This window comes from Blastomonas sp. RAC04 (genome assembly GCF_001713435.1).
Classification (GTDB): Bacteria; Pseudomonadota; Alphaproteobacteria; order Sphingomonadales; family Sphingomonadaceae; genus Blastomonas; species Blastomonas fulva.
In genome coordinates this window covers 2666353-2678613 of sequence record NZ_CP016460.1, presented here as the reverse complement: position 1 = coordinate 2678613, position 12261 = coordinate 2666353, and the positions used below count along the sequence as shown (strand labels likewise).

12 protein-coding genes are annotated in these 12261 nt (G+C 65.0%); 3 read left to right on the top strand and 9 right to left on the bottom strand.

Features of this window, described 5'->3' with window-relative positions; all coding sequences use genetic code 11:
* Positions 1-79: 79 nt before the first annotated feature.
* Both katG and BSY18_RS13500 read left to right on the top strand, forming a co-directional pair.
* Positions 80-2272, top strand: coding sequence for a catalase/peroxidase HPI (gene katG, locus BSY18_RS13505; RefSeq protein WP_069050872.1), 2193 nt, complete (start codon positions 80-82; stop codon positions 2270-2272).
* Positions 2273-2442: 170 nt separating this feature from the next.
* Complete coding sequence (locus BSY18_RS13500) at positions 2443-4839, top strand: FdhF/YdeP family oxidoreductase (RefSeq protein WP_236823367.1); 2397 nt, start codon at positions 2443-2445, stop codon at positions 4837-4839.
* On the opposite strand, the gene BSY18_RS13495 is transcribed toward BSY18_RS13500, so the two are convergent.
* From BSY18_RS13495 to BSY18_RS13485, 3 genes are read right to left on the bottom strand one after another with little or no spacing between them, the layout of a single operon-like run.
* Complete coding sequence (locus tag BSY18_RS13495; protein WP_150126292.1) at positions 4810-5130, bottom strand: hypothetical protein; 321 nt, start codon at positions 5128-5130, stop codon at positions 4810-4812. The genes BSY18_RS13500 and BSY18_RS13495 overlap by 30 nt on opposite strands.
* Positions 5127-7652, bottom strand: a complete 2526-nt coding sequence (locus BSY18_RS13490) for a cytochrome c oxidase subunit I (protein ID WP_069050870.1) — start codon at positions 7650-7652, stop codon at positions 5127-5129. Before BSY18_RS13490 ends, BSY18_RS13495 begins: the two co-directional genes overlap by 4 nt.
* Entirely contained in the window at positions 7649-8329 is a 681-nt protein-coding gene (locus tag BSY18_RS13485) for a cytochrome c oxidase subunit II (protein WP_069050869.1), read from the bottom strand. The genes BSY18_RS13490 and BSY18_RS13485 overlap by 4 nt, the downstream gene beginning before the upstream one ends.
* A gap of 36 nt (positions 8330-8365) precedes the next feature.
* On the opposite strand from BSY18_RS13485, the gene BSY18_RS13480 reads away from it, so the two are divergent.
* On the top strand, positions 8366-8878 hold the full coding sequence (locus BSY18_RS13480) for a DUF2231 domain-containing protein (protein WP_069050868.1): 513 nt from the start codon (positions 8366-8368) through the stop codon (positions 8876-8878).
* Here BSY18_RS13480 and BSY18_RS13475 read toward each other — a convergent pair.
* The 6 genes from BSY18_RS13475 to BSY18_RS21045 all read right to left on the bottom strand — a co-directional run bounded on the left by BSY18_RS13475 (position 8842) and on the right by BSY18_RS21045 (position 12242).
* A complete protein-coding gene (locus BSY18_RS13475; protein WP_069050867.1) occupies positions 8842-9342 on the bottom strand; it encodes a CopD family protein in 501 nt (166 codons plus the stop codon). The two genes, BSY18_RS13480 and BSY18_RS13475, sit on opposite strands and share 37 nt — an antisense overlap.
* Positions 9336-10073: a cytochrome c oxidase assembly protein gene (locus tag BSY18_RS13470; protein ID WP_083231456.1), complete on the bottom strand. Its 738-nt coding sequence runs from the start codon at positions 10071-10073 to the stop codon at positions 9336-9338. The genes BSY18_RS13475 and BSY18_RS13470 overlap by 7 nt, the downstream gene beginning before the upstream one ends.
* A 95-nt stretch (positions 10074-10168) precedes the next feature.
* The gene (locus BSY18_RS13465; protein WP_069050866.1) at positions 10169-10441 is read right to left on the bottom strand and encodes a hypothetical protein; all 273 of its coding nucleotides are present in this window, start codon (positions 10439-10441) and stop codon (positions 10169-10171) included.
* Between the two features lie 184 nt (positions 10442-10625).
* A complete protein-coding gene (locus tag BSY18_RS13460) occupies positions 10626-10835 on the bottom strand; it encodes a hypothetical protein (RefSeq protein WP_054135601.1) in 210 nt (69 codons plus the stop codon).
* A 76-nt stretch (positions 10836-10911) separates the two neighbouring features.
* The gene (locus BSY18_RS13455; protein WP_054135600.1) at positions 10912-11118 is read right to left on the bottom strand and encodes a cold-shock protein; all 207 of its coding nucleotides are present in this window, start codon (positions 11116-11118) and stop codon (positions 10912-10914) included.
* Between the two features lie 269 nt (positions 11119-11387).
* Positions 11388-12242 (bottom strand): hypothetical protein, encoded by an 855-nt coding sequence (locus BSY18_RS21045; RefSeq protein ID WP_171900238.1) that lies wholly within the window; start codon positions 12240-12242, stop codon positions 11388-11390.
* Positions 12243-12261: the final 19 nt, after the last annotated feature.

The following is a 12261-nucleotide window of genomic DNA, read 5'->3' as shown; positions in this document are numbered from 1 at the left end:
TCTGATGGGCTTTCCTTGTTTGGGAGATCGCGCCGCAGGGATTATTCTGGTCGCCATCAGATCCAGAAGGAGAGCAGCCATGGACATGAAGACAAGCGGAATGGGCGGCAACTGCCCGTTTTCGAACAAGGATGGCGGCGTCAGATCGCTGCTGGGGCGGACCAACCGCGACTGGTGGCCCGACTCGCTGCAGCTCGATATCCTGACGCAGAACGGCACCTCGCCCGACCCGATGGGGCCGGATTTCGATTATGCGCAGGCCTTCGCCAAGCTCGATTATGCCGCGCTCAAGGCAGACCTGAAAGCGCTGATGACCGACTCGCAGCCGTGGTGGCCGGCGGATTACGGGCACTACGGCCCGTTCTTCATCCGTATGGCCTGGCACTCGGCGGGCACCTATCGCACCGCCGATGGCCGCGGCGGATCGAGCAGCGGCCAGCAGCGCTTCGCCCCGCTCAACAGCTGGCCCGACAACGGCAATCTCGACAAGGCGCGGCGCCTGTTGTGGCCGATCAAGCAGAAATACGGCAAGCACATCAGCTGGGCCGATCTGTTCATCCTCACCGGCAATGTCGCGATCGAGTCGATGGGCGGCCCGGTGTTCGGCTTTGGCGGCGGCCGAAAGGACGTGTTCGAGCCCGAGCGCGATGTCTATTGGGGCACCGAGGAAGCCTGGGTCGATACCGGCGCGGAAACCCGCATCAATCCCGAAAAGGGTTGGGAGCTGGAAAACCCGCTCGCCGCGATCCAGATGGGGCTGATCTATGTCAACCCCGAAGGCCCGGGCGGCAACCCAGATCCGCTGCAATCGGCGCGCGATATGCGGCTGACCTTCGAGCGCATGGCGATGAACGATGAGGAAACCGTGGCATTGACCGCAGGCGGCCATGCTTTCGGCAAGGCGCACGGTGCGGTGCCGGCAGACCAGCTGAGCGGCGCGCCCGAGTCCGAGGCGATGGAGCTGATGGGCTTTGGCTGGGCGACCGATGCCGAGCAGATCAACAATGGCCACATCACCACATCGGGGATTGAAGGGGCATGGACGCCCAACCCGACGGCCTGGGGCGGCGACTATTTCCGGCTGCTGTTCAAGTACGACTTCGAGCTGGTGCGCAGCCCGGCGGGCGCGCAGCAATGGCAGCCGATCAACCCCGACCCCGAGGACATGGCCCCCGACGCACGCGATCCTTCCAAGCGCGTGCCGACGATGATGACCACCGCCGACATGGCGCTGAAGATGGATCCGGAATATCGCAAGATCTCCGAACGCTTCCGCGACGATCAGGCGGCGCTCGACGATGCCTTTGCCCGCGCGTGGTTCAAGCTGACCCATCGCGACATGGGGCCCAAGGTCCGCTATCTCGGCCCCGAGGTTCCTGCAGAAGACCTGATCTGGCAGGATCCGGTGCCCGCCGGCACCGTGCCTTCGCAGGCGACGGTCGATGGCTTCAAGGCAGCGATCCTTTCGAGCGGCCACAGCATCAGCGAGCTGGTCAAGGCGGCATGGGCATCGGCATCGACCTATCGCCGGTCGGACCATCGCGGCGGTGCCAATGGCGCGCGGGTAAGGCTCGCGCCGCAGAAGGACTGGGCGGTCAACGATCCTGAAGAGCTGGCAGCGGTGCTGGCGACGATCGATCGTCTGCGCGGGGATCTGTCGATGGCGGACGCGATCGTGCTCGCAGGAAGCGCAGCGATCGAAAAGGCGGCGCGCGATGCCGGGTTCGATGTCAGTGTGCCGTTCACCGGTGGCAGGGGCGATGCCAGCGCCGAACAGACCGATGCCGAGAGCTTCGAGCCGCTCGAGCCGCGGGCGGATGCGTTCCGCAACTATCTGGCGACCAAGCAGAGCGTGAAGACCGAAGAGCTGATGCTCGACCGCGCGCATCTGCTCGGCCTCTCGATCCCGCAGATGGCGGTGCTGGTGGCGGGTCTGCGCGTGCTGGGCGCCAATGCGGGCAACTCTGCGCATGGCGTGCTCACCGATCGGCCGGGGCAGCTGACCAACGACTTCTTCGTCAACCTGCTCGATATGGGCACGGCGTGGAAGGTGGTCGACACCAGCAGCGACGAGGAGTTCGTCGGCACCGATCGCGCCACCGGAGAGCAGCGCTGGACCGCCACCCGCACCGATCTGGTGTTCGGTTCCAACTCGCAGCTGCGTTCGGTGTCCGAGGTCTATGCCGAGCGCGGCAACGAGGCGAAGTTCGTCGATGACTTCATCGCCGCCTGGACCAAGGTGATGAACGCCGACCGGTTCGACGTGCAGTAAGCGCGCGGCCGACGCGCCAAAACGCAAGACCCCGGCGGTGCAACCGTCCGGGGCCTTGCCGTTTCCGATCGCCAGGTTGCGCTGACGTTTCGGGGTAAAGCGTTGTGTCGAAAGGGAACCCATCGGCATCTGGGGCTTAAGGTACGGGACCTCCCGAAAAGGACCCGGCCATGACGACCGACACCAGCCCCGACAATGGCACCGACGAGCATCCCGATACCGTTTCCTATGAGGGATCCACCGGCGGCTGGGGCTCGATGCGTGGGATGGTGCAGACCATGGCGCGCGAAATGTCGTCCCCCGGCGCGCTGGCGACGCTGGCGACCCAGAACAAGACCGGCGGCTTCATGTGCACCAGCTGCGCTTGGGGCAAGCCCAAGCACCCGCATGCGTTCGAATTCTGCGAAAACGGCGCAAAGGCGACGCTCTGGGAGCTGACCAGCCACCGCTGCACGCCCGAATTCTTCGCCGAGCACACGGTGAGCGAACTGCGCGGCTGGAGCGACCATGATCTCGAGCATGTCGGCCGCCTGACCCATCCCATGCGCTTCGATGCGGCGAGCGACCATTATGTCGAATGCAGCTGGGACGAGGCGTTCACCGCGATCGGCGCCGAGCTCAGGAGCATCGATCCCAAATCGGCGGTGTTCTACGCATCGGGCCGCGCGAGCCTGGAGACCTCGTACCTCTATGCGCTGTTCGCGCGCCTCTATGGCCACAACAACCTGCCCGACAGCTCCAACATGTGCCACGAGACGACCTCGGTGACGCTGAACGAGCTGATCGGATCGCCGGTCGGCACCTGCGTGCTCGAGGATTTCGAGGAATGCGACGCGATCTTCTTCTTCGGGCAGAACACCGGCACCAACAGCCCGCGCTTTCTGCACCCGCTGCAAAAGGCGGTCGAGCGCGGCTGCCGGATCGTGACCTTCAACCCGATCCGCGAAAAGGGTCTGCTCAGCTTCACCAACCCGCAGCGCGTCGGCCAGATGCTGACCGGCAGCGACACCGATCTGAGCTGTCAGTATCTGCAGGTCCGCGCCGGTGGCGATATCGCCGCGATCATGGGGCTGTGCAAATATGTGTTCGCGCAGGACGATGCGCTGGGCGGGACGGTTATCGACCATGATTTCATCGCCCAACACTGCACCGGCTTCGACGCCTTCCGCGCCAGGGCCGATGCGACATCCTGGGAGCGGATCGAGCAGGAATCGGGTCTGAGCCGCGCCGATATCGAGGAGGCGGGCCGCGTCTATCTGGGGGCCGAGCGGGTCATTGGAGTCTATGGCATGGGCCTCACCCAGCACGTCCATGGCTTCGAGAACATCGCGATGCTGGTCAACCTGCTGCTGATGCGCGGGCATATCGGGCGCAAGGGCGCAGGCATCTGCCCGGTGCGCGGGCATTCCAACGTCCAGGGCCAGCGCACCGTGGGCATTTCCGAAAAGCCCGAGCTGGTGCCGCTCGACAAGCTTGCCGAGCAGTTCGGCTTCGAGCCGCCGCGCGACACCGGAATGACCACGGTCGAGGTGTGCGAGGCGGTGCTCGACGGCAGCGCCAAGGCGTTCATCGGGCTGGGCGGCAACTTCCTGCGCGCCATTCCCGATCAGGGCCGGGTCGAGCCCGCCTGGGGCCAGCTGCAGCTCACGGTGCAGATCGCCACCAAGCTCAACCGCAACCATCTGTTCAACGGCCGCACCGCCTATCTGCTCCCGTGTCTCGGGCGCAGCGAGGAAGACATCCAGGCGTCCGGCCCACAGACCGTGACGATCGAGGACAGCTTCAGCCATATCCATGGGTCGCGGGGCCATCGCACCCCCGCCAGCGAACATCTGATGTCCGAGACCGCGATCGTCGCCGGTATCGCCAAGGCGACGCTCGAGGCCAATCCCCTCAAGACCAATCCCAAGGTGCGGTGGGATGCATGGACGGGCGACTATGGCCTGATCCGCGACCTGATCGCCGAGACCTATCACGAGCAATTCCACGACATGAACGCCCGGATGTTCGAGCCCGGCGGCTTCTATCGCGGCAACAGCGCGCGCGAGCGCATCTGGAAGACCGACAGCGGCAAGGCGGTGTTCACCGCGCCGCAGATGCTCGCTGCGACCGATATGGAAGATATGCCGGGCCGCTACCGGCTGGTCACGGTCCGCTCCAACGACCAGTTCAACACCACCATCTACGGCTATAGCGACCGGCTGCGCGGGATCGAGGGGACGCGCGATGTCGTGCTGATCAACCCGCAAGACATCGCCGCCGCAGGCCTGGTCGCGGGGCAGCGGATATCGCTGCTGGGCGATGCCGAGGACGGGCATGATCGTCGCATCGACAATCTGGAGGTGGTGCCGTTCGATCTGCCTTCGGGGACGATCGTGGGCTATTATCCCGAGCTCAACCCGCTGATCGCACTGTCGCACCACGATCGCACCTCGAAAACTCCGGCCAGCAAGGCCGTTCCCGTGCGGATCGCGGCGCTGGGCCTTGCGATTTCCTTCGGCCACGGCACGCTGAGCCGGAACACGATCGCCCAGCGCTCAGCAGGGGGCGAGAACGAGGATCGGTAGACCGGCGAAGATGGTCGCGCCGATTGCCGTGATCTGGAGATAACGGGCCGTGCGCCCCAGCCCGGGTGATACATCCAGCCGCGCAGCGCGCCTGGCCAGCAGCGCGATCACCCCCAGCGCGACGAGCCACAAGCTGACCTGCGCAATCTGGCCGGCGGTGCGCGACAGGCCCAATGCGCCTGCGCATTGCGCGCCGTGCAGCGCATAGGCCAGCACGAACCATAACGCCCAGAGCAGCAGCCCCGACAACAGGGCGAGCGCCGTCCTGGTCAGCGCGGACCTGCGCATCACAGCTTGGCCACCGCCAGCGCCAGCGCGCCGATCAGCGAGACCAGCCCGGTATAGCCATGCCACTGCGCGAGCACGCCCTGCGTCGCGACGGCCTGCACACCGATGCGGTGCCCGCGCGCTGCGGCCAGATGCATCGTCACCAAAATCAGCGCGTGCAGCACCAGATAGGCCAGGATCGCGGCTTGCACCGCATGGCGCGCGTGCTCGGCAGGCGATCCGGTCATCATCGCGCCCGAAGCCAGCGCGCCTGCTGCGACCGCAAGCATGCCCGCCCAGGCCAGCGCGCGCTGCCCCGCGGTTGCGGCACGCTGCGACCACAGGCCCGCACAGAGCAGCAGCGCCCCGCCGATTGCGGTAACCAGCAACGCTGCCATCGGCAGCACGCCGTGCGGGTTCTCTTGCACCGCACCCTCCCATCCCGGCGCGATCACCGAGAGAAAGGCGACCGCGAACAGCAACGATGCGAAAAGGCTGGCATTGGCGACAAGCAGCACCGCCGATCCCCACCAGCCCAGGCCGTGGCGATAGAACGGGCTCGCGGGCAGTCCCTCGATCGTCTCGGGCACAGCGGCGGTTGTGCCCTGTATCGGCGCCACCGGCCTGATCCAGCTTGCGCACATCGCCGCGACCAGAACCACTGCAGCGGCCGCGACCCAGTAGAAGCCCGCCAGCATCGCCAGGAAGAACAGGCCGATGGTGAGCGCGGTAAGCGCGGGACGCATGGTGTTCCCCGGCAGCACCGCAACCGCCTCTGCCCGCCCGCTGACCGCGTCGATGATCAGCGTCTCGCGCACCCCGCGCGGGGCGCCGGCGAGCATGCCTTCGCCCATCGCCAGCGTGGTCGCCAGCATATCGAGCCGCGACGGGGTGAGGGTTCGCTCGTCGGTTTCCATGTCCGCGCGGGGCAGAGAGGCGAGGTTGTACGTGGGCGGCGGCAGCCGCATCGCCCAGTCGAGGCTGGTCGCGCGCCAGGGGTTGCGGCGGGTGCGCCGCCCCATGAAGAGCTGCAGCCCCATGTCGACCGCGAACAGCGCGAAGCCTGCGGTCATGATGAACCCGCCCACCGAGGAGATAAGGTTGAGCAGCTCCCATTCGGGATTGTCGGGATAGATGCTGACCCTGCGCGGCATGCCGAGCAGCCCGGTCAGGTGCATCACCAGGAACGTGCCATGCACCCCGATGAAGATCAGCCAGAACGCTGCGGCCCCCAGTCCGCGCACTGCGCGCCGCCCGGTGAAGTGCGGCATCCAGTACGTGATTGCCGCCAGCATCGGGAAGACGAAGCCACCGATCAGCACATAATGAAGATGCGCGGTGACGAACGCGGTGTCGTGCGCCTGCCAGTTGAATGGGATGGCGGCCAGCATCACGCCGGTCAGCCCGCCCAGCACGAAAGTGAGGAAGAAGCCGGTGATGTGCAGCATCGGCAGCGACCAGCGCGGCCGTCCGCTCCACAAGGTGCCGATCCAGGCAAATATCTGCACCGATGTCGGCACCGCGACCAGCATCGAGGCGGCGGAAAAGAACGCCAGCGCCAGATGCGGAATGCCGATGGTGAACATGTGGTGCACCCACAGTCCGAAGCTCAGGAACACCATCGCCCAGATCGCTGCGACGATCATCGCATGGCCGATGATCGGCTGGCGCGCGAAGGTCGCGATCATCACCGACAGCGCGCCCGCGGCGGGGAGGAAGATGATGTACACCTCGGGATGGCCGAACAGCCAGAACAGGTGCTGCCACAGGATGGGATCGCCGCCGCGCGCCGGATCGAAGAACGCCCAGTCGAACGCGCGCTGCACCTCGAGCAGGATCGAGCCCAGGATCAGCGGCGGAAAGCCGATCAGCATCATCGCTGCCGTGCCCAGCATGTACCACGCGAACAGCGGCAGCCGCGTCAGCGCCATGCCCTCGGCGCGCAGCTTGAGGATCGACACGGTGATCTCCACCGCCGCGCAAATCGCCGAAATCTCGACAAAGGTGATGCCCAGCAGCCAGACATCGGCGTTGATCCCCGGCGTGTGCACCTTGTCCGACAGGGGCGTGTACATGAACCATCCGCCATCGGGCGCGACGCCTGCCAGCATCGCCACCAGCAGGATCAGCCCGCCCAGCGCATAGCACCACCAGCCCAAGGCCGAGAGCCGGGGATAGGCCATGTCGCGCGCCCCCATCACCTTGGGCAGCAGATACAGCGCCAGCCCCTCCAGCTTGGGAATCGCGAACAGGAACATCATGATCGTGCCGTGCATCGTGAACAGCTGGTTGTAGATGTCCGGGCCGACAAAGGCGGCGCGCGGGCTGGCCAGCTGGACGCGGATCAGCATCGCCAGCACGCCTCCGATGGCGAAATAGACGATCGCGGTGATCATGAAGCGAAGCCCGATCGCGCCGTGGTTGACCTCGCAGACAAAGCCGCGCCAGCCCGGCAGGCCGCGCCACACCGCGTCGAGCTCGGCATGCAGCGCGGCGGGATCGTGCGGGGTCATGGGCGCCTGGGCAGATGTCTGGTGTGTCGTCATGGCTGGCCCCCGGCTGCCGAGCTGCGCGGGGCGGTGGCCAGCACCTCGAAACGCATCCGGTCATGGCCGACGCCGCAATATTCGGCGCACTGGCCAAGATAGGTTCCGGGGGTATCAGCCTGGATCAGATGGCGGTTGGGCTTGCCGGGAACCGCATCCATCTTGCCCGCAAGCCTTGGGACCCAGAAGCTGTGGATCACATCGGTGGAGACGATCTCGACGATCACCGGCTCGCCTGCCGGGATCACCAGCCGGTCGGTGGTCGCGCCCTGCACGCCATCGGCGCCCAGCGGCGCGAACTGCCAGCCCCATTGCGACGCGGTCGCGCGCCAGGTCGGCAGGCGGTCGTCGCGTACGAACTGTCCTTCGCCGACCCACAAGGTTGCCGCCAGCAGCACGGTGAGCACGCTCATGGGAAAGGTGATGCCCAGCCACACGACCCATCGCCGCTCGGCGCGCGTCCCCGAAGCAGCGTCGTCACCCTTGACCCGCTTCCCCCGCCGCAGCGCGATCGCAAACAGCCCGATCACCAGCGCGAACGCGGCTGTGGCGACCAGAACCATCGCCGAGGTGAACACGAAAACCGATCGCGCCTGCGGGCCGCCGGGATCGAGCGTGGAGAGCGGACCCTGGCAGGCGGCCAGCAGCAAAAGGGAACCGAACAGGCATGCGCGCATTGGAAGAGCTGAACGGCTGCAGGAAAAACGAGCGCGATGACCGAAAAGACCAAGACCCTGCGCTCCGACCCCATTCTTTCGCGCCGCAGCTTCGACGAGACCGAATCGCGGATCGCCTTTGCCAGTCATCCGGTGCACGCGATGATGGTCGCCTTTCCGATTTCCGCCGCGTTCGGCACCTTCGGCGCCGATCTGCTCTATTGGGCCACCGGAGACATGTTCTGGGCGCGCGCCGCGCTGTGGGCGATCGGATCGGGCTTCATCTTCGGCGTTTTGGCCGGCATGGTCGGCACGGTGGAACTGCTCGCGGTCCCGGGCATCCGGGTGCGCGCGGCAAGCTGGACGCATTTCATCCTCGCCATGACCCTGCTGTCGGTGCTGGGTGGCAACTGGGGCCTGAGGCTGGGCGACCCGGTCGGCGCGATCCTGCCTTATGGGGTGATGCTCTCTGCCCTGTGCGTCCTGATGACGGGCCTTACCGGTTGGCACGGCGGCAAGCTTGTGTTCGACTATCAAATCGGTACCCAACGCGGCAGCGACCAGGATTGAGGCTGGGTCATCCATTGCGGCCAATCGAGCGCCAGCACCGGCTTGGCGAGCACCAGCACCAGGATGCCGACCAGCACCAGAAGCACCGGGGCCAGCACCAGATAGGGTGAGGGCAGGCGCACCGTTCCGCGGGGCTCTGCGGTTTGCACGATCATGTGGCCGATATAGGCGTGCAGCACCGCAAGCAGCGAGACCAGCGCCAGCTTGGCGTACAGCCAAGGCTCGAAAATCCCGCGCATCAGGATCAGCACGATTCCGGTGCCGACCGCAACCACCGCCACGGGGGTGAGGAAGCGGACATAGCTGTGATGGGTGAGCTTGCGGAAACGGGCATAGGCCGCATCACTCAGCCCGGGACGATAGCGCCGGAACAGCAGCGGCAGCATGATCAGCCCCACCGCCCACAGGGCGATGGCCGAGATATGCAGCGCCTTGAAGATCAGGGTCGACCAGGTGATCAGCATCGCGCGCCCTCGGCCGGAGCGCCCGCCAGCCTGCCCAGCCGCACGAACGCCAGCAGCGCCATCGGCACCATGCCCGCGGTCCACATCAGCAGGCCAGCCAGTTGCTGGTCCCACAGGGGCGACACACCGAACAGCACGGTGGTGAAGATGTGCTCGGCAAACAGCGGGCGCGGGGCGAAAGTCAGCAGCGCACCGGTAAAGCCCATCGCCATCGCCAGCAGCGCCGGAGCTGCAACCGCGATCAGAGGCCGGGAATCGGTGGCCGGTGCAAACCAGGTCGCCCAGAACTGCCACGCCGCGCCGAGCATCACCAGCTGCAGCGCCCAGTATGCCGCATCCGATTGCCAGGCAAAGCTGTACACGGACGGTACGAACCACGCGGCCAGCGCCAGCGATGCGCCGATCGCCCAAGCCAGCGGATCGCCCAGCCGGAGTTTCGGCCAGCCCAGCGCGAGCGCGGGCGCCAGCAGCAGCATCAGCGCCATATGGTGCGCAACGCGCACCGACAGCAGGGTCGCGGATGCCGCGCACAGGGGAGAGATCCAAAGCATCGCCATCAGCGCGACCGCGGTCCAGCGCTGCGCGCCAAGATTGCGGGGTCCGTGCAGGGCCAGTACCGATACCGCTGCGATCGCGGCGATCACGATCGGATCGAAATTCCAGCTGGTCAACCAGCGATCAGCAGTGGTCAGCCCGCAATACGGCATCGTGACGGATGCTGCGGAGACCATCGTGATTGCATCCCTCGTTCGACTGAAACCCGTGCGGCAGACCCGGCGCGCCAGACAGGGTTACGAGGCAGCCTGCAAGCCGTTCCGTGGATGGCTTAAAAGCCAGCTTGCGGCCGCGGCTGGCCTGTCGTTTTCTCGCCTTTGCAGATGCTGTTGCAGGAAGGATGAATGTCCCCATGATCCGGTCGCGGAACGCGTTGGGCGTCGCTGTAATGGCCTGCCTGGGACATCACGGTCATTTCCAGCTCGGGGATCACGAGCAGCATTTGCCCGCCATTGCCGCTGGTTAAATAGGTGTCGATCGACCGGCCTTGCACCGCGAATGTCTGCCGCCACCAACCATAGCCATGGTCATCCGGCAGGTTCATCGTGGAATGCGCGGCGGCTGACTTGGCCAACCCGGTCCTCGGACGCCAGCTCCTGCCTCTCCACACCCCGCCATCGGCAGAGACCTGCCCCAGCTTGAGGAGGTGGCGAGGCCGAGAGGTCCTGAATGGCTTAGGTTTTTGAAGCGGTCAGCTTGGACCGCGGTCGAGGCGGAGCAGCCAGCAGTTACTTTGCTGAGTATTCGCCCGGGCGAGCACCGAAATGTTCCTGTGCGAATGCGCGCGCTGCGGTTGCAGTTTTGAACAGCTCGTCCTGCAGCAGCGACGTCACCAGGGGGTAACCTTGCGAGTTGTAGCGGGTGGAGCGCACCGTAAGCCGGACATTTCCATCGGCATCCTTGTTGATAAGGAACGGACGATTTTTAGGATCAGTCATTTTTGCCTCCGGAAAACTGAGCTCGGTACAAGGAGCGGGGCAGTGCGGCCGCGTTGACCGCACTGCCCCGCATCAATCATGCAGCCTGAAGATTCACTGCCGAGGTCTTGCCGCGCTGATCGGTTTCCAGTTCGTAAGAAACGGTCTGATCCTTGTCGAGGGTACGCATTCCGGCGCGTTCGACGGCGGAAATGTGTACGAACGCGTCGTCGCCGCCACCATTTGGCGCGATGAAGCCATAGCCCTTGTCGGCGTTGAAGAATTTCACGGTTCCGGTAATCATATGGATAAGCCTTTATCCCAAGTATGACGGGCATGCGCCAACAGCGGAGCATCCCGGCTTCAAGTAGTGCTAGAAAGGGATAAGAGGTGGCATAATGCTGCCGATTATCCGTCGCATGCGACGTGAGCCCCGCTTCTCTACCAACTTGTTCAGAATATGGAAGCAAATTCTGAATTTAATGCGGCCGCGGCGCTGAAGTCTTTTGAAACGAGCAAATGACGGCTCGCCACGACCAGTGTCGGCACCAGCGAAGTGGTGCGGCGCTCCCGCTAGTCCGATGCAAGGTCCGCCAGGCTGAAGGTGGAGGTGACAATGGTCCATTCGTCAAAGACGCGCCGGCCAGCGCGATCGTGTAACCGGATGCGCAGGCCCGGTTCGGTCTTCAAGGCAGCCTCGCCAAAACCGTAGCCGCGCGGGCTTTCCCCTAGGAGATGGCAATTGCGCACCCGGTCGCGGCGAACCACCTTGCATTTCAGCCAGGCCACACCTTCGACACGGGCAGCGGCAGCGCCGGGCGGGTAGAACTTGTTGTCCTTGGAGAAGTCCATGCTTGGCGCCCAGGACGCGGTGTAAACTTTTGCCATCCCCTTGCCGCTCTCAGCGGAGCCGCTGCTCCCTTCGCCTGTTCCGGAGCTGCCATCGCCAGCGCCGGACACGCTCGGCGCGCCCGTATCCACAAGGGCATTGCCTGCATGGGCAGGAATCTGGTCGAAAATGCTGTCCGGGATATCGGCAGCCGCATTCAACGTCTGGGAAAAGTCCGGTAGTTCGATCGGCTCCGGATGGCGCACCCGTGGAAATGCCGGAGGCTCCGGTATCGTGGACGCTGGCCGGGGTTCTGGCTGCCCGGCATTGTCATCCCGGCGCTTGTCTACCCCTTCTGGCTGATCGTACTTTTTCCCGGCTGACTCTGCGATGGGCCCTTCATTCGCGTCTTCTGCGCTGATGACGAAAACCTGCACACTGCTCATGATATTCGCGCGGCCCTCGACAGAGATAAGCATGGGGGCCAAAAATATGCAGCACGTGCAGATCAGGGATAGGGCACAAGAAAAACTTCTCTCGCCAAACCTCATTTCTTGATCGCCGTGAATGAAGCCACCGCCTGAATTGCCCGATGCCATGTACCGATACATCACGTCA

Bases quoted from the DNA above. Each gene is read 5' to 3' on its own strand.
- katG (WP_069050872.1), top strand. From the start codon at position 80: ATGGACATGAAGACAAGCGGAATGGGCGGCAACTGCCCGTTTTCGAAC.
- BSY18_RS13500 (WP_236823367.1), top strand. From the start codon at position 2,443: ATGACGACCGACACCAGCCCCGACAATGGCACCGACGAGCATCCCGAT.
- BSY18_RS13490 (WP_069050870.1), bottom strand. From the start codon at position 7,652: ATGACGACACACCAGACATCTGCCCAGGCGCCCATGACCCCGCACGAT.
- BSY18_RS13485 (WP_069050869.1), bottom strand. From the start codon at position 8,329: ATGCGCGCATGCCTGTTCGGTTCCCTTTTGCTGCTGGCCGCCTGCCAG.
- BSY18_RS13480 (WP_069050868.1), top strand. From the start codon at position 8,366: ATGACCGAAAAGACCAAGACCCTGCGCTCCGACCCCATTCTTTCGCGC.
- BSY18_RS13475 (WP_069050867.1), bottom strand. From the start codon at position 9,342: ATGCTGATCACCTGGTCGACCCTGATCTTCAAGGCGCTGCATATCTCG.
- BSY18_RS13470 (WP_083231456.1), bottom strand. From the start codon at position 10,073: ATGGTCTCCGCAGCATCCGTCACGATGCCGTATTGCGGGCTGACCACT.
- BSY18_RS13465 (WP_069050866.1), bottom strand. From the start codon at position 10,441: ATGAACCTGCCGGATGACCATGGCTATGGTTGGTGGCGGCAGACATTC.
- BSY18_RS13460 (WP_054135601.1), bottom strand. From the start codon at position 10,835: ATGACTGATCCTAAAAATCGTCCGTTCCTTATCAACAAGGATGCCGAT.
- BSY18_RS13455 (WP_054135600.1), bottom strand. From the start codon at position 11,118: ATGATTACCGGAACCGTGAAATTCTTCAACGCCGACAAGGGCTATGGC.
- BSY18_RS21045 (WP_171900238.1), bottom strand. From the start codon at position 12,242: ATGGCATCGGGCAATTCAGGCGGTGGCTTCATTCACGGCGATCAAGAA.